The 20,434-nt window shown below is 57.1% G+C and carries 17 protein-coding genes and 1 tRNA gene; 13 read left to right on the forward strand and 5 right to left on the reverse strand.

What is annotated here, in order from left to right; all coding sequences use genetic code 11:
* Window positions 1–132 precede the first annotated feature (132 nt).
* The 3 genes from ADB08_RS01125 to ADB08_RS01135 all read right to left on the reverse strand — a co-directional run bounded on the left by ADB08_RS01125 (window position 133) and on the right by ADB08_RS01135 (window position 3,279).
* Window positions 133–1,653, reverse strand: coding sequence for an aldehyde dehydrogenase family protein (locus ADB08_RS01125; RefSeq protein ID WP_049170136.1), 1,521 nt, complete (start codon window positions 1,651–1,653; stop codon window positions 133–135).
* A 121-nt stretch (window positions 1,654–1,774) separates the two neighbouring features.
* Window positions 1,775–2,488: a LuxR C-terminal-related transcriptional regulator gene (locus ADB08_RS01130; protein ID WP_049170138.1), complete on the reverse strand. Its 714-nt coding sequence runs from the start codon at window positions 2,486–2,488 to the stop codon at window positions 1,775–1,777.
* Window positions 2,488–3,279 (reverse strand): sensor histidine kinase, encoded by a 792-nt coding sequence (locus ADB08_RS01135; RefSeq protein ID WP_080971453.1) that lies wholly within the window; start codon window positions 3,277–3,279, stop codon window positions 2,488–2,490. The genes ADB08_RS01130 and ADB08_RS01135 overlap by 1 nt, the downstream gene beginning before the upstream one ends.
* A 126-nt stretch (window positions 3,280–3,405) precedes the next feature.
* Here ADB08_RS01135 and ADB08_RS01140 point away from each other — a divergent pair, with 126 nt between their 5' ends.
* The 9 genes from ADB08_RS01140 to ADB08_RS01180 all read left to right on the forward strand — a co-directional run bounded on the left by ADB08_RS01140 (window position 3,406) and on the right by ADB08_RS01180 (window position 14,042).
* Window positions 3,406–4,122, forward strand: coding sequence for an ABC transporter ATP-binding protein (locus ADB08_RS01140; RefSeq protein ID WP_152682200.1), 717 nt, complete (start codon window positions 3,406–3,408; stop codon window positions 4,120–4,122).
* On the forward strand, window positions 4,119–5,555 hold the full coding sequence (locus ADB08_RS01145) for an FtsX-like permease family protein (RefSeq protein WP_049170141.1): 1,437 nt from the start codon (window positions 4,119–4,121) through the stop codon (window positions 5,553–5,555). Before ADB08_RS01140 ends, ADB08_RS01145 begins: the two co-directional genes overlap by 4 nt.
* Window positions 5,556–5,743: 188 nt before the next feature.
* Window positions 5,744–7,018: a PhoH family protein gene (locus ADB08_RS01150; RefSeq protein WP_042388806.1), complete on the forward strand. Its 1,275-nt coding sequence runs from the start codon at window positions 5,744–5,746 to the stop codon at window positions 7,016–7,018.
* A 97-nt stretch (window positions 7,019–7,115) separates the two neighbouring features.
* Window positions 7,116–8,252: an ABC transporter ATP-binding protein gene (locus tag ADB08_RS01155; protein WP_016423093.1), complete on the forward strand. Its 1,137-nt coding sequence runs from the start codon at window positions 7,116–7,118 to the stop codon at window positions 8,250–8,252.
* 81 nt (window positions 8,253–8,333) lie between these two features.
* On the forward strand, window positions 8,334–9,545 hold the full coding sequence (locus ADB08_RS01160) for a DUF4032 domain-containing protein (RefSeq protein WP_172620277.1): 1,212 nt from the start codon (window positions 8,334–8,336) through the stop codon (window positions 9,543–9,545).
* A 525-nt stretch (window positions 9,546–10,070) separates the two neighbouring features.
* Complete coding sequence (locus ADB08_RS01165) at window positions 10,071–11,354, forward strand: ABC transporter substrate-binding protein (protein ID WP_088611979.1); 1,284 nt, start codon at window positions 10,071–10,073, stop codon at window positions 11,352–11,354.
* A 179-nt stretch (window positions 11,355–11,533) separates the two neighbouring features.
* Window positions 11,534–12,379 (forward strand): carbohydrate ABC transporter permease, encoded by an 846-nt coding sequence (locus ADB08_RS01170; protein WP_016423090.1) that lies wholly within the window; start codon window positions 11,534–11,536, stop codon window positions 12,377–12,379.
* An 18-nt stretch (window positions 12,380–12,397) separates the two neighbouring features.
* Complete coding sequence (locus tag ADB08_RS01175; protein ID WP_042389412.1) at window positions 12,398–13,294, forward strand: carbohydrate ABC transporter permease; 897 nt, start codon at window positions 12,398–12,400, stop codon at window positions 13,292–13,294.
* 115 nt (window positions 13,295–13,409) lie between these two features.
* Entirely contained in the window at window positions 13,410–14,042 is a 633-nt protein-coding gene (locus ADB08_RS01180) for a DUF624 domain-containing protein (RefSeq protein WP_016423088.1), read from the forward strand.
* An 87-nt stretch (window positions 14,043–14,129) separates the two neighbouring features.
* Here ADB08_RS01180 and ADB08_RS01185 read toward each other — a convergent pair whose 3' ends face one another.
* Window positions 14,130–15,134, reverse strand: a complete 1,005-nt coding sequence (locus ADB08_RS01185; protein WP_049170144.1) for a PfkB family carbohydrate kinase — start codon at window positions 15,132–15,134, stop codon at window positions 14,130–14,132.
* A gap of 94 nt (window positions 15,135–15,228) precedes the next feature.
* On the opposite strand from ADB08_RS01185, the gene ADB08_RS01190 reads away from it, so the two are divergent.
* Window positions 15,229–15,795 (forward strand): thymidine kinase, encoded by a 567-nt coding sequence (locus ADB08_RS01190; RefSeq protein ID WP_048732776.1) that lies wholly within the window; start codon window positions 15,229–15,231, stop codon window positions 15,793–15,795.
* A gap of 20 nt (window positions 15,796–15,815) precedes the next feature.
* Here ADB08_RS01190 and ADB08_RS01195 read toward each other — a convergent pair.
* Window positions 15,816–15,889, reverse strand: a tRNA-Ile gene (locus ADB08_RS01195).
* A 257-nt stretch (window positions 15,890–16,146) separates the two neighbouring features.
* Here ADB08_RS01195 and ADB08_RS01200 point away from each other — a divergent pair.
* The 3 genes from ADB08_RS01200 to ADB08_RS01210 all read left to right on the forward strand — a co-directional run bounded on the left by ADB08_RS01200 (window position 16,147) and on the right by ADB08_RS01210 (window position 20,356).
* Window positions 16,147–17,796, forward strand: a complete 1,650-nt coding sequence (locus tag ADB08_RS01200; protein ID WP_080971454.1) for a DHA2 family efflux MFS transporter permease subunit — start codon at window positions 16,147–16,149, stop codon at window positions 17,794–17,796.
* 330 nt (window positions 17,797–18,126) lie between these two features.
* Entirely contained in the window at window positions 18,127–19,491 is a 1,365-nt protein-coding gene (locus ADB08_RS01205) for a dicarboxylate/amino acid:cation symporter (RefSeq protein WP_049170147.1), read from the forward strand.
* Window positions 19,492–19,501: 10 nt separating this feature from the next.
* Complete coding sequence (locus ADB08_RS01210; RefSeq protein WP_049170149.1) at window positions 19,502–20,356, forward strand: serine hydrolase domain-containing protein; 855 nt, start codon at window positions 19,502–19,504, stop codon at window positions 20,354–20,356.
* Window positions 20,357–20,434 lie beyond the last annotated feature (78 nt).

Consider the following 20,434-nt stretch of genomic DNA (forward strand, 5'->3'; position numbering starts at 1 on the left):
AAGCCATACCGGACCAGCGACTATCCCCATTATCGGGGACACTCACAAGGTAACGGGCAGAGGCGATTGTCGACACCTTCATCGGACGTGAATCGGAATCGACAAATCGCCTAGCCCCAAGGGGTCGGATTCTTAGAACAGGCCAGTCGGGTTCTCGTCGTAAGAGACGAGCATGCACTTGGTCTCCTGGTAGTGCTCGAGCATCATCAAGTGATTCTCGCGGCCGATACCGGACTGCTTGTAGCCGCCGAAGGCTGCGTGAGCAGGGTAGCTGTGGTAATTATTCACCCACACGCGGCCAGCCTGGATGCCGCGGGCAGCGCGGTAGGCGTTATTCTGGTTGCGGCTCCACACGCCGGCGCCAAGACCGTAGATAGTGTCGTTGGCAATCTCGAGAGCCTCATCCAGAGTCTTGAAGGTTGTCACGGCCAGGACCGGGCCGAAAATCTCCTCGCGGAAGAAACGCATCGAGTTGTTGCCCCTAAAGATTGTCGGCTCGACGTAGTAGCCTCCCTCCAGCCCTTCGAGCTTGGCGACGTTGCCGCCGGTGAGAACCTCCGCGCCCTCCTTCGGCCCGGACTCCAAGTAGCCGGAGATTTTGTCCAGCTGCTCCTGGGAGGCCTGGGCGCCCATCTGTACCGACGTATCCAGCGGGTTGCCGGTCTTAATCTGCTTAACGCGCTCGACCGCGAGCTTCAGGAACTCATCAGCGATGTCTTCGTGGACCAGGGCTCGCGACGGGCAGGTGCAGACCTCGCCCTGGTTCAACGCGAACATGGCCAGGCCCTCAATGCACTTCTCGCGGAACGCATCGTCGGCGTCCATGACGTCGGGGAAGAAGATGGACGGGGACTTGCCGCCGAGCTCCAGCGTGATCGGAATAATCTTGTCGGACACTGCCTTGTTGATTAGCTGGCCCACGGCAGTCGATCCGGTGAACGCAATTTTGGAGATCCGGTCGCTTGCGGTCAGCGCAGCACCGGCCTCGGTGCCGAGGCCATTGACGATGTTGAGAACGCCGTCCGGAAGCAAATCGGCGATAATCTCGGTGAGCATGAGAATCGACGCGGGGGTCTGCTCTGCTGGCTTGAGCACGATGCAGTTGCCGGCGGCGAGGGCCGGGGCGATCTTCCATGCGGCCATCAGGAGGGGGAAGTTCCACGGGATAATCTGGCCGACGACGCCGAGTGGCTCGTGGAAGTGGTAGGCGACCGTGTTGTCGTCAATCTGTGAGATGCGCCCCTCCTGCGTGCGGGTGGCCCCGGCGAAGTAGCGGAAGTGGTCGATTGCGAGCGGGATGTCAGCGGCGAGGGTCTCGCGAATGGCCTTGCCGTTCTCCCAGGTCTCGGCGACGGCAATCTTCTCAAGGTTTTCCTCCAGACGGTCCGCGATGCGGTGGAGGATCAGCGCCCGCTCGGCCGCAGGAACCGAGGCCCAGGAGTCCTTCGCCTTGTGCGCGGCGTCGAGAGCGAGCTCAATGTCTTTCTCGTTAGACCGCGGAACCCGGCAGAAAACCTCGCCCGTAACCGGGGTGGAGTTGTCCATGTATTGCCCGTCTACTGGAGGTGTCCACTTACCATCGATGAAATTTTCGTACTGCTCCTTGTACGTGAAGATTGCATCGGGGGTGCCGGGGTTGGCGTAAACAGTCATGTAGACACGTCCTTTCTATAGGGAAACAACAAACGTATGAGCCAACTTTAAATTGTGACTCGTGTCATAATCAACACTTATTTTTTCATCGCTTTTGCGAGAGATGCGATTGCTGCCGACCCTAAATCTGCCCCGACGTCGCCGTGAGAAATTCCAAAATTGCCCGCACACGGCGGTTTTCCTCGCCGGGCTCCAGATGCAGCTTCATAAAGATGTTGGACACGTGTTTCGCCACCGCCGCCCCGGAAAGCACGAGGTCATCGGCAATCTGCTTATTGGACTTGCCGCGTGCCATCAGCTCGAGCACTTCGCGTTCGCGCGCCGTTAAACTGGCTAGCCCCGATTTGCCGGACTGCATCAATGCCGTCGCCACATCAGGGTCAATCACCACGCCACCACCTGCGACGACCTCGAGCGAACCCAAGAAGTCCAGCACCTGGCCAACGCGGTCTTTGAGCAGATACCCGGTCCCGCCACTCGAGCTGCTGCCACTTGAGCCGGCCCCAGTACCAACCCCAGCACCTCCCGGCGAGAACAACTCACGCGCATACGCCGGCGCCACATACTGCGACAGCACCATGACATTCAGCTGCGGATAACGCTCGCGCAGTTCCACTGCGGCCCGCAGGCCGTCGTCACTCATCTTCGGAGGCATGCGCACATCGGTAATCACCAGGTCTGGCAGCTCGCCCGAGTCGTCAAACCGGTCATCGATGTCCGCCACCAGACCGTGCGCAGTGTCGACCATCGCAATCACTTCATGTCCGCGCTTTTCGACGAGCCCCGCGACTCCTTCCCGCAGGAGTGCCGAGTCATCCGCAATGACAATTTTCATTATTTCGCCGCACCTTTCTTCTCCACGCTTTCCATATCCATGCCTTCTATTTCTCCAATGCCCGATTCCCAGCGATTTAGCATCAAGGGAATTCTGGCTATTACCTGCGTTGGCCCGCCTTCGGGAGAGTGCATGGTCATCGCACCGTCAAAAGTGGCCAGGCGCTCTTTCATGCCCCGCAATCCGCGCCCCAACTTCGCACCACCGGGGCCTTGGTCGGTAATTGAAATATTCAGTGTTTGATCTGAGGTGAGCAACACAGAAACAGGGGCATTCGGTGCATATTTCGCCGCATTAGTCAGTACTTCTGCACAGAAAAAATATGCCGCGGCGAGCACGCTTTCCTCCAATTCCGGCAGGGGATAGGGAGTGTGCACAACAACGTGAGGGCCATACCCTTCAGCAATTTCCTCAACAGCCGCTTGCAGACCGCGATCGCGCAACACCTGCGGGTGAATTCCGTGGACCGTTCGTCGCAAAGCACGTAATCCATCCTCCAAATGGCCGTGCGTTTCCGCCAAGAGCTGCATTAGTTCCTCATTGCCAGTATTGGATGCCTCTAATTCCGCAAGTCCTAATTTCATTGAAGCCGCAACAATGTATTGCTGAGCTCCGTCGTGGAGGTCATTTTCAATGCGGCGACGTTCAATCTCAAAGGCTTCGGCAATTGTTCGTCGTGAAGCGGTAAGTTCGGCGATGCGGGCGGCGGCGGATTCCTCGTAGCTGCGTTTATGCGCTTTTTCGCGGCGGTTCGCGCCGATATATTTGCGGAAATAATCCTTCAGCTCCATAGTTTCCTATGGTACGAAAGCTCTGTGTGCGGAGGAATTAATTTCCGGCATGGTAGACCTAGCACTACCGCAAAAGGAAAGTGGGCACGGTGTTGAAATCGCCTCCGTGCGAGTGAAATGAGTGTCATGACAGAGAACAACAGCCCAAGAAACGCACGACTTTGTATTCGTGACATCACTAAGTCCTACAATTCCGCTCCCGTTCTCACCGGCATTTCGCTGACCATTGAGCCCGGCGAAACCGTTGCAGTCATGGGACCGTCCGGTTCTGGTAAGTCCACGTTGCTGCACTGCATGTCCGGCGTGTTGCTGCCGGACGACGGCGACGTCATCTTCGGTGACACCAAGATCAATTCGCTTTCCGACGCCGACCGCTCCGCCCTCCGCCTGCACGACTTCGGCTTCGTCTTCCAAGACGGCCAGCTCCTGCCCGAGCTGACTGCCAGGGAAAACGTCGCTTTGCCAATGATTCTGCAGGGCAGGAAGCGCTCAACGTCACTCGCGCTTGCCGACGATGTACTCAGCCGCCTGGGCCTAAAAGACCTCACGCGCCGTCGCCCAGGACAAATGTCCGGCGGTCAAGCGCAACGTGTGGCCATTGCCCGCGCGATGGCCGGTGAGCCAGGTGTCATCTTCGCCGATGAACCGACTGGCGCGCTGGACCAGTCCACAGGCCATGAGGTTATGCAGCAGCTCACCGCGTTGGTGGAGCAGACTGGCACAACGTTGGTGATGGTCACTCACGATGTGAAGGTGGCCAGCTGGTGTCGTCGACGTGTGGAAATCCGTGACGGCCTGATTCACGATGACCGCATGCTGGCAGGAGCGGAGGTTTCGAAGTGAGCACCGTAGCTGAAGCAACGAAACCCCAGAGAATCCCCACCGGTGCACTGGCGGACTTGAGTACGCGGCTGCAGCGCGCCGGGCGCGAGTCTCATTCGGGAAACGGTTGGCTATCTGCACTGTCTGTGGTGGCCATGACTGTGAGTACCTGGTTGGCACTGGTTGTGGTCGGTGGCACGGGGATGTTTTACCGCCGTTGGCAGGCTGAGCCAAAGTTGCCACCGAACCCAACGCCCGAGGATTACATGAATCAAGGTCAGGGCGAGATGTACCTGCAGCTGGCACTCGTGGCCTGTGTTTTTGTGATTCCGGCAATGGTTTCGCTCGTGGCACAGTCGGCGGTGCTTGGCGCTGCAGGACGTGAGCAGCGATTGGCAACTCTGCGCTTGATTGGTCTGTCTAACGGGGCAGTTACGCGCATGGTGATTATCGAAACCCTCGTATTGGCAGCTGTAGGGCTTGTCGTGGGCACGTTGTTGTCGGTGGCCACTGCGCCATTCTGGGCGATAATCAAGTTCGACAATGACTACCTGGATACCTGGGACATGTTGCTGCCCTGGTGGGGCTACCCGCTGGTCTGGGTTGCCGTGGTGCTCCTCGCACTCTTTGCCGCTGTGGTCGGTTTGCGAAGGGTGATGATTTCACCACTCGGCGTTAGCCGCAAGGAAGTGCCCAAGTCGATGAAGGCTTGGCGCATGATTGTGGCCGTTGTTATCGGTGCGATCGTCCTATACGTGATTGCCAACTCCAATATCGCGGGTGGAACCGTCACTGCCACGCTTGGTGTCGCAGCGATGATGTACCTGATGGTCTGGGCAATTGGCCTGGTGGCGCCTTTCTTTATCCAGCTTGTTGCCCGCATCTCCAGCTTCTTCGGTACTTCAAGTGATTTTGTGGCGACGCGACGAGTCGCGACTAACGCTAAGGAATCGTGGCGTCGAGTAAGTTCCATGGCCTTCCTGTCTCTGCTGCTTGGCTACACAATGATGGTGCCTGGCGAAGACAAGATTGAAGAGGTTGCAGATGTCACATTCGCGCACGATATTGCAACCGGTGTGACTATCACTTTCGTAATCGGTTTCATTCTGTTGCTGGTGTCAACGCTTTTGACTCAGGCCTCAGCCGTCTATGAAGAGGCATCGCTGACAAAGGCGCTGGACTTCATCGGGACGCCAATCAGCTTCCACCGCACGGTCACTTTCAAGCAGACATTCTTTCCCATGCTTGCGACCAGCATCTTCGGCTTTGTTATGGGTGCGCTGTTGGGAGCCACCATGTTCGGCCCGATTGCGAACGAAATCACGTTTGGTCAACGCTCACTTGTTGTTGCGCTGGCGTACCTCGTGGGAGTTGTATCAGTTGGCGCTGTGACCTTGGCGGTTGATCCGCTTCGCCACAAGTTGCTGGGTCGCCAAATCCGTCACAACGACTAGTCACCATTGCAACGACTAGTTGCCATTAAAAGGGCAGTGGAGTGGCCGGGCAGTGGTGCTCGGTGCTCGGCCACTTCCTTAGGGTTCAACTTGAGGATTAGAGCCTGTAACCAACTGTGGTTCATCTGATAACCAAGCATTCATCTCACAACCACGTAATTTCTACCTCTGACTTTTAGCCTGAGGGCATGCGTACCTACGTGCTTGATACCTCGGTCCTGCTGTCCGATCCCCACGCCACCAAGAAGTTCGATGAGCACCAAGTTGTGCTTCCGCTGGTCGTGGTGAGTGAGTTGGAGGCCAAGCGCCACCACCCAGAGCTGGGGTGGTTCGCCCGAGAAGCGCTCCGTTTCCTCGAAGAGCTGCGTTACCGCTACGGCCACCTGGACCGGCCTGTGCCCGCCAATGATCTTGGCGGGTTTATGCATATTGAGCTCAACCACTCCGATCCCTCCATCCTTCCCGCAGGCTTCCGCACCGCCGAAAACGATCACCGTATTCTCGCTTGCGCCCTCAATCTTCAGCACGATGGCCATGATGTCGTGCTGGTCACCAAGGACATTCCGCTTCGTGTCAAGGCTGGTGCGGTCGGCTTGCCTGCCGACGATTACCGCGCCCAGGACGTCGTTCTGACTGGGTACTCGGGAATGGTGGAAGTAGACGTCGACCCGGAGGAAATTGATCGTCTCTTCGCCAATGGCTTCCTTGAGCTCGAGCAGATCCAGGATCAGCCGCTGCACTGCGGCGTGCAGCTCAGCGCTGGTAGCCAGTCTGCGCTGGCACGGGTGAGCGCCCCGGGCGTCGTCAAGCTTGTGCGGGGCGATACGGAGGCGTTTGGCCTGAAGGGGCGGTCGGCGGAGCAGCGTGTGGCGCTTGACCTGCTGTTGGATGACTCGGTGGGGATAGTGTCCCTCGGCGGCCGGGCCGGTACGGGTAAGTCGGCGCTTGCGCTGTGCGCGGGTCTGGAGTCGGTGCTGGAGCGCGGACTGCATCGCCGAATCGTGGTGTTTCGTCCGCTCTACGCAGTGGGTGGACAGAACCTTGGCTACTTGCCAGGTAGCGAGGATGAGAAGATGAATCCCTGGGCACAGGCTGTTTACGACACCCTGGAGGGATTGGTTTCAGACAACGTGATGGATGAGATTGCCTCGCGCGACATGCTGGAGGTACTGCCGCTGACTCACATTCGCGGTCGTAGCCTGCATGACAGCTTCGTGATTGTCGATGAGGCACAGTCGCTGGAGCGCAACGTACTGCTGACGGTGTTGTCGCGTCTTGGTAGCAATTCCCGGGTCATCCTTACGCACGACGTGGCGCAGCGTGACAACCTGCGCGTCGGCCGCCATGACGGTGTGCAGGCGGTGATTGAAAAACTCAAGGGCAACGAGCTTTTTGCACACATCACGCTGAAGCGCTCGGAGCGCTCGAAGATTGCGGAGCTCGTGACGGGGCTGCTCGATTAAGAGTAAGCTTGTGAGGCAGATACGTAGGAGCTGTTCCTGCGGTTACTTTCACTCGGATCGTTCGGCACGTACCTGCCGATGAAAGGTTTGTATTCACATGGCTACTGTGACTTTTGCTGATGCCACTCGCATTTACCCCGGTGCGACGAAGCCTTCTGTGGACAAGTTCAACTTGGAAATTGCCGATGGCGAGTTCCTGGTTCTGGTAGGCCCCTCCGGTTGTGGTAAGTCCACAACACTGCGCATGCTTGCCGGTCTGGAAGAGGTCAATGAGGGCAAGATTTTCATTGGTGATCGTGATGTGACCAATGTCTCGCCCAAGGATCGCGATATTGCGATGGTCTTCCAGAACTACGCCCTGTACCCGCATATGACGGTGCGCGAGAACATGGGCTTCGCGCTCAAGATTGCTGGTGTGGACAAGGACGAGATTGACCGTCGTGTCGAAGAAGCTGCGAAGACCCTGGATCTAACTCAGTTCCTGGACCGTAAGCCTAAGGCTCTGTCCGGTGGTCAGCGTCAGCGTGTGGCAATGGGGCGTGCGATTGTGCGCAAGCCGCAGGTGTTCCTGATGGACGAGCCGTTGTCGAACCTGGACGCGAAGCTGCGTGTTCAAACCCGTACTCAGATTGCGGCCATGCAGCGTCGGATGGGTGTGACCACCATGTATGTCACCCACGACCAGACTGAGGCGCTGACCATGGGCGACCGCATCGCGGTCATTAACTTCGGTGTTCTGCAGCAGGTCGGTACCCCGCGCGAACTCTACGAAACCCCGGCAAACGAATTCGTCGCGGGCTTCATTGGCTCGCCTGCGATGAACCTGGGCACGTTCAACGTCTCTAATGGTTACGCCACGTTGGGCGAGGCCAAGATTAAGCTGCCGGAAGCCACACTTGCTGCAATCACGCCGGAGGATCAGAACCAGATTATCGTGGGCTTCCGTCCGGAGGCATTCGACCTGGTCGAGGGTCCGGGCGATGACGTCATTCCGGTGCAGGTTAACTTGGTCGAGGAGTTGGGCTCCGATGCATTCATGTATGGAGACCTCGTCGGTGGCGGAGCACTGAGCTCCGGATCTTCCTCTAACCCGGACGAAGAGGAACACGGTCAGGTGGTTATTCGTACCGCCCCGCGCACCGCGCCGAAGTTGGGCTCGGTAGTTTACGGCAAGATTCGTCCGGGCATGCTGCACCTGTTCTCGAAGTCGACTGGTATGCGCCTTCCGGCCTAAAATCTTTCGTTTAGATGAAATGAGTAGCTGGTAGGGCAGTGGGACAGTAAGACAGTTTTAGGAGCCACCGTGTCGGAAACTATGAAAATAGCCGCGACAACGGTGGCTTCAAAGCTTTTGCGCCTTCCTTGGCATATACCTCTGGAACAGTGGCCAGATGATTTGTTAGCCGCCTTGCCTCAGGGAATTTCGCGACACATTGTTCGATTCGTCAACTTAGATGACCGCGTCATTGCAGTGAAAGAAATTGGTGAGTTCACTGCTCATCATGAGTATCGAATGCTGCGTGACCTGGTCAGGCTCGGTGCTCCATCGGTTCGCCCGCTCGCGGTAATCACCGGCCGGAAGGATCCAGATGGCGAACCGTTAACTGCCGCACTCGTCACAGAACATCTCGAGTATTCGCTGCCGTATCGTGCAGTTTTTTCTCAACAGGTCACCCGCGAAACTGTGGTCCGCCTGATTGACTCGCTGGTAGTCCTGCTAGTTCGGTTACATCTCCTTGGTTTTTACTGGGGCGACGTGTCACTGTCGAACACATTGTTTCGTCGTGACGCAGACGCTTTCTCCGCCTACCTTGTCGACGCGGAAACGGGAGATTTGCAAGGCACACTCTCAGATTCCCGCAGGCTTTACGACGTTGACGTTGCCCATACCAACATCATCGGAGAGCTCATGGATCTGCAGGCCGGCGGATTCCTCGATCCTGAGTTGGACGTAATTGCGGTGGGTAGGCGCATTATTGAGCGTTATGAGGACTTGTGGCAAGAGCTGACGGGGGAAGAATCTATTGGTGTTGAGGAGCCTTGGCTTGTCGATGAGCGGATTCGCAGGCTCAACGACCTCGGTTTCGATGTTGGCGAGCTGAAAGTCACCAGTGATGGTGGCCGTGTTGTGTTCCGACCACGAGTGGTTGACGCAGGGCATCACCATCGGCAGTTAATGCGACTGACGGGGTTGGATGTTCAAGAACGGCAAGCGAGGCGGATGCTCAATAGTATGCAGACCTTTCGGTTGGCGGAAGGTCTTGAAGGGGTTCCGCTAGAGCAGGTTGCGCACCGATGGCTGCGTGAAGTTTTCGAGGCCACAATTCTGGCTGTGCCCGAGGGGCTGCGTGGAAGGCTGCAGGATGCGCAGGTTTTCCACGAGGTCTTGGAGCATCGCTGGTACATGGCAGAAAAACGCCGTGCGGATGTGCCGCTTCAAGAAGCGGTGCAGAGCTACGTGGATCGAGTGTTGCCCGGGCATCGCGACGAGTCCGTATATCTTCCCGCGAGCGATGAGGTCGAGTAGCTCTCTAGAAGCAGACTGTCGAGCGTACGATTATTTCAAAAGTGACAAGTAAACGACCCGCCAGAATATTATAAAAATATACATTCAGGCCAAACAGGGGTGCTTTTGGTGGTCGGGTGGTTGTCGGGTCTGCGTGTGATTGTCGCGGCCAGGTGCTTACTTTGGTGCCGGTAGGCGGCTCTGTTCAGCGAAAACAGCTCGAAAACAGCTCAAATTCTAGGTGTGCTTTCGAGAGCTTTTGCTATTTTTCTCCTTTGCATTTGTTCACAGCTGGCTGAAGGCCAACCTAAATTGGTTTTGGTCAAGTAAGATTTTGGTGAGACCGAATACCCGCGTGGGTGGCGTCGAAGTTCGCATGAAAGGCTACTTCTAGCCGCAGGGCGGGATAATCCAATTAGGCCACGGCTGCTGGCAAATATTCGTCCGAATTGCTCGGAGGATGCCATTGAAGTGGCCTTTCTTCTCAAGGGAGAAAACATAGTGAAGAACTTCAAGCGCCTTTCAGCTCTGTGTGCAGCAGGCCTGATGGCAACCGCTGGTTTGGTTGCGTGCTCGAGTGATGATGCGGTTGCAGATGGTGGTGTCTACTTCCTTAACTTCAAGCCGGAGCAGGATGCCGCATATCAGAAGATTGCGAAGGCATACACTGACAAGACTGGTGTCCAGGTCAAGGTCGTTACTGCAGCTTCGAATTCCTATGAGCAAACTCTGAAGGCCGAGATTGGTAAAAAGGACGCGCCAACACTGTTCCAAGTCAATGGTCCGGCGGGCCTGCGTACTTGGCAGGAATACATGGCAGACATGTCTGACACTGAGATCGCACAAAACCTCAACGAGGGCATCGAGCCGCTGAAGGGCGAGGACGGCAAGGTATACGGCGTCCCGTTTGCAGTCGAGGGGTTTGGCCTGATCTATAACGAAGAGATCATGGACAAGTACTTCGCGCTGCCCGATGCCAAGGCCAAGAGCATCGACGAGATTAAGGCCTTCGGAAAGCTGAAGGAAGTTGCTGAGGACATGCAGGCCAAGAAGGACAAGCTGGGGATTTCCGGCACCTTCGCTTCCACCTCGCTCGCATCCGGTGAGGATTGGCGCTGGCAGACACACTTGGCCAACGGACCGGTTCATTATGAATTCGAGGACCTTGGCACCAAGGAAACCGCTGATGTGAAGTTCAAGTACAACAAGGAGTTCAAGAACCTCTTTGATCTGTACCTGAATAACTCCACTGTCGAAAAGACTCTGGCCCCGTCGAAGGCTGTGTCCGACTCGATGGCGGAATTCGCCCAGGGCAAGGCCGCTATGGTTCAGAATGGCAACTGGGCATGGTCCCAGATCAACGATGTCTCCGGCAACGTGGTCAAGCAGGACAAGATTAAGTTCATGCCTATGTACATGGGCCTGAAGGACGAGGATAAGACCGGCATCTCGGTTGGTACTGAGAACTACCTGACGGTCAACTCCAAGGCTTCGGAGGCTTCCCAAAAGGCAACGAAGGACTTCGTCAATTGGCTGTTCAACACCGATGAGGGCAAGAAGTACGTCGTCGAGGATCTCGGATTCATCGCTCCGTTCCAGAACTTCACTGAAGCCGACACTCCGAATGACCCGCTAGCCAAGGAAGTGGCCGCAGCAATTGAGAACGAGGACCTGACCACCATCCCGTGGGACTTCCAGTACTTCCCGTCGCAGCAGTTCAAGGATGATTTTGGCGCAGCGCTGGCGCAGTACGCTTCCGGAAAGATGCCGTGGGACAAGGTTGTCGAGACTTTCGCCGACAGCTGGAATGCGGAATCTCCGAACAATTAAATACCAGCAAATCAATGGTGATCCATTCCATCGGTGAGTGTGAAGCGAAAGCTTCTCGCGCATGAACAACCGACGGAATGAGTTCATCCAATGGCAAGGCGGAGCTCGGGGCTCGGTGACCTGTTAAACCGGTCTCGAGGCACCAGGCTCCGCCTTTAGCTTTAGGAGCGGTGTTGTAGATGCAAGCAACATTGAAAAAGTATTTCCCAATTTTCGTGCTACCCACGCTGATTGCCTTTGCAATCGCGTTCTTGGTGCCGTTCGTTATCGGTTTCTTCCTATCATTTACTGACTTCACAACCATCACTAATGCGCAGTGGGTTGGTATCGAGAACTACCAGAAGGCCTTTAGTGAGCGCGAGGGCTTCGTCGCTTCCTTCGGATTTACTCTCATGGTGGTTGTTGTTTCCATCATTACTGTGAACTTGTTCGCGTTCTGGATCGCATGGATTCTGACGCGCAAGCTGAAGGGCACGAACTTCTTCCGCACAGTCTTCTTCATGCCGAACCTCATCGGTGGCATCGTGCTCGGTTACACCTGGCAGTCGATGATTAACGCAGTGCTGGCATCGTACGGTACGACAATCGTGTCCGACTGGAAGTTCGGTTACGCCGGTCTGATCATCCTCATCAACTGGCAGCTGGTCGGTTACATGATGATTATCTATATTGCCGGTTTGCAGAATGTCCCGCCGGAGCTCATCGAAGCTGCGGAGATTGATGGCGCTGGACGCTGGGAGATCCTGCGGCACGTTACTATCCCGATGGTCATGCCATCGATTACCATTTGCCTCTTCTTGACCCTGTCGAACACTTTCAAACTCTTCGACCAAAACTTGGCCCTGACCAATGGTGCGCCGGGTTCAGAGACAGAAATGGTTGCTCTGAACATCGTCAACACCATGTTTAACCGAATTGGTGTGGAGGGCGTTGGTCAAGCCAAGGCAGTAATTTTCGTCGTCGTGGTCGTAGCGATCGCGATGCTGCAGCTGCGTGCTACTCGCAGCAAGGAAGTGGAGGCATAAATGTCTGTCGACGCTGCAATGACCACTGAAACGGCCACCAAGCTCCCCAAGGCCAAGCCCGCTAAGCAGGACGAGGCCAAGGTGGGAGGCGTATCTAAGGTCATCATCTACGCGATTCTGGTGTTTTTGACCGTCGTGTTCTTGGGGCCAATCGCGTTCATTATCTTCAACTCGTTCAAGTCCAAGTTCGCAATTTCAGATAACCCCTTCCAGCTGCCACTAGGTGACATGTGGGTCGGGTTCGAAAACTACGCCGTCGGCCTGATGAAGGAGGGCTTCGGCTGGGCGATCGTGTGGTCCTTTGTCATCACGATCCTCTCGGTTATTGCGATTGTGTTCTTCTCTGCGATGACGGCTTACTACATCACGCGAGTGAAGACGTGGTGGACCTCGCTGCTGTATTACCTGTTTGTGTTCTCGATGGTCATCCCGTTCCAGATGGTGATGTTCCCGACCGTCAAGATCGCCGACATGCTGCATTTGAACAACCCAATCGGCATTGTGGTTCTCTACTTGGGCTTTGGCTCTGGCCTGTCGGTCTTCATGTTTGCCGGCTTCATCAAGTCCATCCCGATTGACATCGAGGAAGCCGCGATGATTGATGGCGCATCTCCGATGCAGAACTACTTCCGCATCGTTTTGCCCATGCTCAAGCCGACTGCAGTGACAGTCGCCATTCTGAACGCAATGTGGGTATGGAACGACTACCTGCTGCCGTACCTGGTCATCGGCTTGTCCACTAAGTACAAGACCATCCCGGTCGTCGTGCAGAGCTTCGTTGGTTCCAACGGTAACCGTGACCTTGGCGCGATGATGGCAATGCTGGTGCTCGCAATCATTCCGATTGTGATCTTCTACGTCGCCACCCAGAAGCACATTATCGAGGGTGTTGCTGCGGGTGCCGTTAAGGGATAGCTGCCTAAGCGTTAGCGCATAGGACGCCAAGCACCGCGTTTTACGAAAGCGAAAGCCTCAACCGCGTAGGTTGAGGCTTTCGTCTGTTAATCAGCCTTTATTAGGATATGAACCCGTGGATAGATTTTTCAGCACCGATACAAAGTTCTACGCAGCCTGGTCGCTGTTAGCAGACCTTGTAATCATCAACCTGCTGATGATCGTCGCATCCATCCCGATAGTCACTGCAGGCGCCGCAACTCGCGCTGGGGTAGTGGTCGCTCGCGATATGGTCCGTGACGAAGGCTCAAGGCCCGTACAGCGCTTCTTGCGCGCACTGCTGGACAATTGGCGCACACCAACCGTGTGGTGGCTATTCACCGTGGTTCTCGCCGGAGCCATTGGCTATGAGTTTTACGTTATTTCCCGCGCGGATCTCGGCACTGTCGGCCTAATCTTCGCCGCAGGAGTTACCTCCGGGGCGCTAATACTGCTGGGAATTACCGCCTGGGTCTACTCGCTGTGCTCGCTTTCCGACGGTCAGTCGTCGCTACGCCGAACCCTGGCAACGGCCACCAGCATGACCGTCAAAAACCTGCCGCGGACTGCGCTCGCAGTTTTGGCGCTTCTCATCGTGCCCGCGGCCATATTCTTTTTCCCGGCGAAGATCTACGCGATTGCTACCTATGTCTTCCTCATCGGGTACGCGTTGAGTTGGTATTTGGTGATGCTGGCGCTTGAGCCCGTTCTGCCAGACAATGCTGGGTAGGTTTTCCCACTGGCCCCACTGGCTCCACTGGCCCGACTGGCACTGACTTAATCGGCGCCAGCTCGCGCACCAAGTCGTTGACGACCCTTAGCCCTCGTACTCTTTCACAGAGGGAAAATCCTCCGCCTCGACCATCTCCAGCAGTTTTTCGCGACGTGCAAAAGCGGAGCATGCGCCGACCGCCTGTACAGCTGCTGCGCCTGCTGCGGTGGCCAGGGGGACGGCGTCGTAAAGCGAGGTGCCCTTAGCCAGTTCCGCGGTGAGCGTGCCGACGAACGCATCACCGGAGCCAGTGCCGTCGACAATCTTCTCCTCTGGCAGCTTGAGCGCGGGGTGCTCGTAGATTGTCGGCTCGTCGTCGAGACCGTCGGAGTGCTGTGCGAAGAGACAGCCGTGGTCGCCCCGGAGCATGACGACACTGGGGCAGTACTGCAGAAGCGCCTCGAGCTGTGCGCGGTAGTCGGTAGCGCGGATTCCTTCGGCGATGTCCAGGCGACGGATTGTTTCCCAGGCGCCCTTCATGTTGACGATCAGCGGATCTGCATGGTCAATCAGGGCAGGTGTAACGGTTACGACCGGATTGAGGTTCAGCACCAGTCGCGCGCTGTACATGGATGCGACGGACGCGATGGCCTCAGTTGCTTCCGGAAGGAGCTCGCCCTGCGCGAGCACGACATCCGCTGATGCGAACTCGTCGACGAAATCGGTGGGGTCGGTTAGCGCATCGGCACCGCGCTGGACAAAAATCACCGGGCGACCCTTGCGGTTCGTTGCGACGAAAGCGCTGCCGGTCGGCAAATCCCAGGAAGTCTGAATGGAGTGGACATCTACGCCGTGTGCGTTGAGTTCCTCGACCACGAAATCCGCTGCGCGGTCCTCGCCAACAGTTCCGGCCATGATTGCACGGACACCGTTATAAGCGATAGCAACGGCCTGGTTGGCGCCCTTGCCGCCCAGCATATTCGTGCCGTCATCAACGATGAGCGTGCCACCTTCTGCGGGGACACTATCGACCTGTACCAAGGTATCTAGGTGGATAGATCCACATACAACAACTGTTGGATTCTCATTCAGGTCAGGAATCGGCTGCATAAAAATAAAGGATAGTCGGGAATTCAAATCCGTGTTGGCGGCCCGAGTTTACAGCCGTCAGAGCCCGCGAATCGATGCCCTACAATCGATGGCTATGGCAAAACTGTACTTCCGCTACGGAACCATGAACAGCGGAAAATCCATCGAGGTCCTCCGCGTCGCCCACAACTACCGCGAGCGCGATATGCGGCCGTTGATCGCCAAGCCGGCCGTGGATACTTTGGCTGACGGCGACGTGCACTCCCGCATCGGAATCGCGGAACGCGCGCACCTCATCCACGATGGCGATGACCTCTCCTCGCTTGCCGACGGCTACGATTGTCTAATCATCGATGAGGCACAGTTTCTTACCCCTGACCAGGTCGATCAGTTGCTGGGAATTACCCTTCGCGGTACTCCGGTGCTCTGCTACGGTCTGCGTACCGACTTTCGCACGCATGCCTTCCCAGGCTCCCAGCGCTTGCTCGAAGTTGCCCACACCATTGAGGAAATCAAGACAATTTGCACCTGTGGGCAGAAGGCCATCTTTACTGCACGGTTGAATCCGGACGGCAGCATTATCCTCGACGGCGAAACCGTGGAAATTGAGGCACTCGAAGCGCCGAAGTACATCTCCCTATGCGCCAGCTGCTACAACCGGATGTCGGGTAAATGGGCGTGAGTAGAGCCCAGAGTTTTTAGTGCCCCCACCAGGGCTCGAACCTGGGACAAAAGGATTATGAGTCCTCTGCTCTAACCGACTGAGCTATAGGGGCAAGGATTGGGCATTGTGAAGTGACAATTAAGCACTATGAACCAGTGCCCAAAACCTCATAGCATCATAGCAATCTGCCACCGTGCGGTGATAAAAGCCCTATACCCAGCGGGTTCGGCTGCCATTGCGTGGGTTCAATGAAGCTAAGTGTTTCCGTGTCGACGAAGGTAATCCCCGTTCTCAACGAAGCTGATCTTTCCGCAAAGTTACGACTTTCGGTTGATGAATCAGCCCTAGGACACTTCTAGCATTAATCCTATGAGTACAAAACCTTCCTTGAGCAGCGCCGACGTCTCAGTCGACGCACAAACCGGTGCCACAGCGAAAGCGAAGGGCACCCCCGTCATGGCAATCGCCAACGAGGATCAGATTGCTGAGTTCGGGGCCTCGCCACAGCGGTGGTGGGGGTTGCTCGTGCTCGCGGTTGGCCTCGGCATGATTGTCCTGGACGGCACCATCGTTGGTGTTTCATTGCCGACCATCATTTCGGAGCTGGGCCTTGACATCGTGGGCGCGCAGTGGATTACCACGATCTACTCGGTCGTTTTCGCCGCACTACTCCTGACCTCTGGCCGCGCTGGCGACCGCTTCGGCCGTCGAACGCTTTTTCTCGTCGGTCTGGTCATCTTCACGGTCGGCTCCGTCGTGGCCGCACTTTCCACAGCCTTGGCGCCACTGGTCATTGCCCGCGTCATCCAAGGCATTGGTGGCGCGTGCATTCTGCCATCAACACTGTCCAGCGTGAACGCACTATTCCGTGATAAAGATCGTGCCACCGCATTCGGCATCTGGGGTGCGGTCATGTCTGGTGCTGCAGCAGTCGGCCCACTCCTGGGTGGCGTGCTTACGCAGTTTGCTGGTTGGGAAGCTATCTTCTGGGTCAACGTGCCCATCGCCGTCGTGCTTTTCGTCCTTGCGCTGCGCTGGGTGCCGAACACCGCAGGCGATACCAATGGCGCGGGTCGCTTCGATGTCCTTGGCCTGGTGTTGTCTGGAATTGGCTTTGGTGCCGTGGTCTTCGGCATCATTCAAGGCGCCAAGATAGGGTTTGCTTTTCCCTCCGCACCCGTCGTCACGCTCTTAGTTGGTGCGGTGGTGCTTGTCGCTTTCGTGCTGTGGGAAAACAGTCGTCGGAAGAACGCGGATCCTGCGCTGTTGGACGTGTCGATGTTCTCCTACGCCACGTTCAGCTGGGGGAATACCACGGCGATGCTTGTCGCGGTGGGTGAGTTCGCGCTGGTCTTCGTGCTGCCGCTCTACCTGGTGTCGGCGATTGGCTTATCGACGATCGCAACCGGCCTGGTCCTGGCAGCAATGGCTCTCGGTGCGTTCTTCGCAGGTGCCATGGCGCGTCATCTGGCAGCTCGGATTACCCCGGCCGGTGTGGTGATTGTGGGCCTTGGTCTCGAGGTCTTTGGTTCGCTGCAGTTGGCGGCCGAAGAGCGCGTTGACCTGCCGCTGTGGCTGGTTGTGTTTGCATTGATTGTCTACGGTCTGGGTCTTGGTCTGGCATCGGCGCAGCTGACCTCGTTGGTGCTTGGTGATATTCCGGTGCGGCTGTCGGGGCAGGCATCGGCAACGCAGTCGACGATTCGGCAGATTGGTTCGGCGCTCGGTGCTGCGCTCGGTGGTATGGCGCTGACGATTGGGCTGGATCGTGAGATCGCGAAGCTGTCGCCGGGCCTGGAGCAGATGGGGCAGGGGCTGAAGGATTCCGCCGGCTCGATGCTGATTGGTCTGCGTGCGCAGGGTGCTCCCGACGGTGTGTTGGTGCCGCTGACAAATGCGTTTGCACATGCCACGCAGTTTGCGCTGTATTCCGCTGTCGGCGCGTTGACTATTGGCTTCCTCTGCTCGCTGAAGGTACTGCAGTTGCGCAGGCAGGCTGAGAATGCGCAAGCAAGCTGAGAAATCGAATTAAAGATTCGGAATATTCGGTCGTGAGCTTGTGTTGGAAATTGGTGTCACAACATCAATCGTGGCAGTCTTATCGTTTGTCTCTTAACCGGACTTGCTAGATAGAAATGACCAACATGAAAATGCTCACAAAGCGGCGTTGGCTCGATTACGGCCGAATCTCCACTTCCTCCTGTCGCTAAACACTTCGGGGCTTCCGCCTCGCTGCGCCTGTCTCTTCGAGGCTGAGCTCAGCGGCCTCGGATCCCGTCGCGCGCATTTGTCAGACGGCATAAGGCGCGGCACAAGTGTTTTCAGAGAAATAAAACTCCAGGAGGAAAAGTGAATAAATTTAAATGGGCGACCGGCTTCGGTGCCCAAGTTGTCTATGGCCTGATTATTGGTCTCATTTTGGGCTTCATGGCCCGCAGTACTGGCGATGACTCCTCGCTGCGCACAGCGCTCGACGAGGTCGGCAGTACCTACGTCACGCTGTTGAAGCTGCTCATCCCGCCGCTGGTGGTCACCGCGGTCGTAGTGTCGATTGCCAACCTGCGTCAGGTCGCAGGTGCAGCCAAGCTGGCTGTTTCGACACTGATTTGGTTTGCCATTACGTCCTTTGTATCGGTGGTCATCGCCATCGTGCTGGGCTTGGTCATCAAGCCGGGCGTTAACTCTGGCGTGGATGCTTCGGCAGCGCAAGAGCCGAGTTCCGTGGGCTCCTGGTGGGGATTCCTGCAGAGCATCGTCCCGCAGAACTTCCTCGGCCTTGGCGTGAAGATCAGCGAATCTGACGGTGCTGTATCCGGCTCGCTGAACTTCAACGTCCTGCAGCTGCTGGTGATCGCGATTGTCTTCGGCGTCGCCGCGGTGAAGGTTGGCCCGAAGGCTGAGCCATTCATCGAGTTTTCCGGCTCTCTTTTGACCATCGTGCAGAAGGTCCTGTGGTGGGTCATACGTCTGGCACCGATTGGTACCGCAGCCCTCATCGGCCACGCCGTCGCTGAGTATGGCTGGGAAGCGCTCGGCAGCCTGGGCAAGTTCGCCATTGCTATTTACGTTGGCCTGTTCCTGGTCATTGCAGTCGTGTACCCAGTCGTGCTGAAGATTCATGGCATTAGCCCAATCGACTTCTTCCGTCGCGTCTGGCCAGTGACCTCGCTCGGCTTCTTCACCCGTTCGTCTATGGGCGTCATGCCAGTCACTGAGCGCGTTGTCTCCCGTCGTCTGGCAGTGCCGGATGAGTACGCCTCCTTCGCCGTACCGCTGGGCGCCACCACGAAGATGGATGGTTGCGCCGCCATTTACCCGGCTATCGCGGCTATCTTCGTCTCGCAGTTCTACGGTGTGCCGTTGGACTTCACGGACTACTTGCTCATCATCTTCGTCTCCGTCATCGGTTCGGCTGCAACTGCTGGCACCACCGGCGCTACTGTCATGCTGACCCTGACTCTGTCGACCCTTGGCCTGCCACTCGCCGGTGTCGGCCTCCTGCTGGCTGTCGAGCCGATCGTGGATATGGGCCGCACTGCGGTGAACGTTACCGGTCAGGCCGTGGTCCCGTTGGTCGTCGCAAAGCGTGCGGGAATCTGGGATAAGGACGAGTGGGACGCCAGCGCCAACGCCGACCTGTCGCCAGCCGACGAGTCGGACGACGAGTCTGCGGACGCGCCTGCTGGGAAGTCCACGTCTGCCGCGCTTGCGTAGTCTTGAGGACATGACTTCTTGGAAGCCCTCTGTTCTAGCGCAAGTTGACCAGTGGCCAGTCGACGCGACCGCAGCTGCCGTGCGTGCCGACGATGGCAGTTGGCACACCCACGGTGATAGTGGCCGAGTTTTTGAACTGGCCAGTGTGACCAAGCTGTTGGCGGCCGTGGGAATGCTTGTGGCCGTCGAAGAGGGTGCGCTGGAGCTCAATCAAGAGCTCACGCCACCCGGTCGTGGTGCGACTGTGCGTCACCTACTGGCGCACGCCGGCGGGGTGGGGTTTGCCAGCCGTGAGCTGGAAAAAGAGCCAGGGGAGCGGCGTATTTACTCCTCCGCGGGTTTTGACATCATCGCCGATGTAATCGCCGCGGAGGCAGACATGCCGTTTAGTGAATACCTGCGCCAGGCTGTGTTTGAGCCGCTAGGGATGGCGGATTCCGTGCTGGATGGATCGGCAGGGCATGGCGCGCGTAGCAGCGTCGCTAATCTCATGGCCTTCGTCGATGAGATTCTCGCCCCGACTCTTCTGCATCCCGATACCGTGACTGAGGCGTTGACGGTGCAGTTCCCGGGGCTGAATGGTGTTGTGCCTGGCTATGGTATGCAACGTCCGGCCGATTGGGGCCTGGGCTTTGAAATCTTCGGGCACCCCGATTCCAAGCAGGGGCTGTGGTTTGGTGCCTCGATGCCCAAGGATGTCGCAGGCCATTTTGGGCAAGCGGGCACATTCCTGTGGCTGCATCGTCCAACCGGACGGGCGGCAATCGCGCTGACCGACCGAGATTTCGGCGAGTGGGCAAAGCCTCTATGGGCCGACTTCAACGACGAACTCTGGAGTGAGCTGGAAGAACACGCTGAGGATTAAGGGGATGTGGAGTAAGCCGGCGTCGCTTGCGGCGCCGATTTTTCGTCTCAGCGTTAAATCACATCTGGGGGATTAAGG

This window comes from Corynebacterium sp. 239_CJEI (assembly GCF_001055995.1).
In the GTDB taxonomy this organism is placed as follows: Bacteria; Actinomycetota; Actinomycetes; order Mycobacteriales; family Mycobacteriaceae; genus Corynebacterium; species Corynebacterium jeikeium_D.

Coding starts and splice junctions, on each gene's coding strand:
- ADB08_RS01125 (WP_049170136.1), bottom strand. CDS start 1,653: ATGACTGTTTACGCCAACCCCGGCACCCCCGATGCAATCTTCACGTAC.
- ADB08_RS01130 (WP_049170138.1), bottom strand. CDS start 2,488: ATGAAAATTGTCATTGCGGATGACTCGGCACTCCTGCGGGAAGGAGTC.
- ADB08_RS01135 (WP_080971453.1), bottom strand. CDS start 3,279: ATGGAGCTGAAGGATTATTTCCGCAAATATATCGGCGCGAACCGCCGC.
- ADB08_RS01140 (WP_152682200.1), top strand. CDS start 3,406: ATGACAGAGAACAACAGCCCAAGAAACGCACGACTTTGTATTCGTGAC.
- ADB08_RS01150 (WP_042388806.1), top strand. CDS start 5,744: ATGCGTACCTACGTGCTTGATACCTCGGTCCTGCTGTCCGATCCCCAC.
- ADB08_RS01155 (WP_016423093.1), top strand. CDS start 7,116: ATGGCTACTGTGACTTTTGCTGATGCCACTCGCATTTACCCCGGTGCG.
- ADB08_RS01160 (WP_172620277.1), top strand. CDS start 8,334: ATGAAAATAGCCGCGACAACGGTGGCTTCAAAGCTTTTGCGCCTTCCT.
- ADB08_RS01165 (WP_088611979.1), top strand. CDS start 10,071: ATGGCAACCGCTGGTTTGGTTGCGTGCTCGAGTGATGATGCGGTTGCA.
- ADB08_RS01170 (WP_016423090.1), top strand. CDS start 11,534: ATGCAAGCAACATTGAAAAAGTATTTCCCAATTTTCGTGCTACCCACG.
- ADB08_RS01175 (WP_042389412.1), top strand. CDS start 12,398: ATGACCACTGAAACGGCCACCAAGCTCCCCAAGGCCAAGCCCGCTAAG.
- ADB08_RS01185 (WP_049170144.1), bottom strand. CDS start 15,134: ATGCAGCCGATTCCTGACCTGAATGAGAATCCAACAGTTGTTGTATGT.
- ADB08_RS01190 (WP_048732776.1), top strand. CDS start 15,229: ATGGCAAAACTGTACTTCCGCTACGGAACCATGAACAGCGGAAAATCC.
- ADB08_RS01200 (WP_080971454.1), top strand. CDS start 16,147: ATGAGTACAAAACCTTCCTTGAGCAGCGCCGACGTCTCAGTCGACGCA.
- ADB08_RS01210 (WP_049170149.1), top strand. CDS start 19,502: ATGACTTCTTGGAAGCCCTCTGTTCTAGCGCAAGTTGACCAGTGGCCA.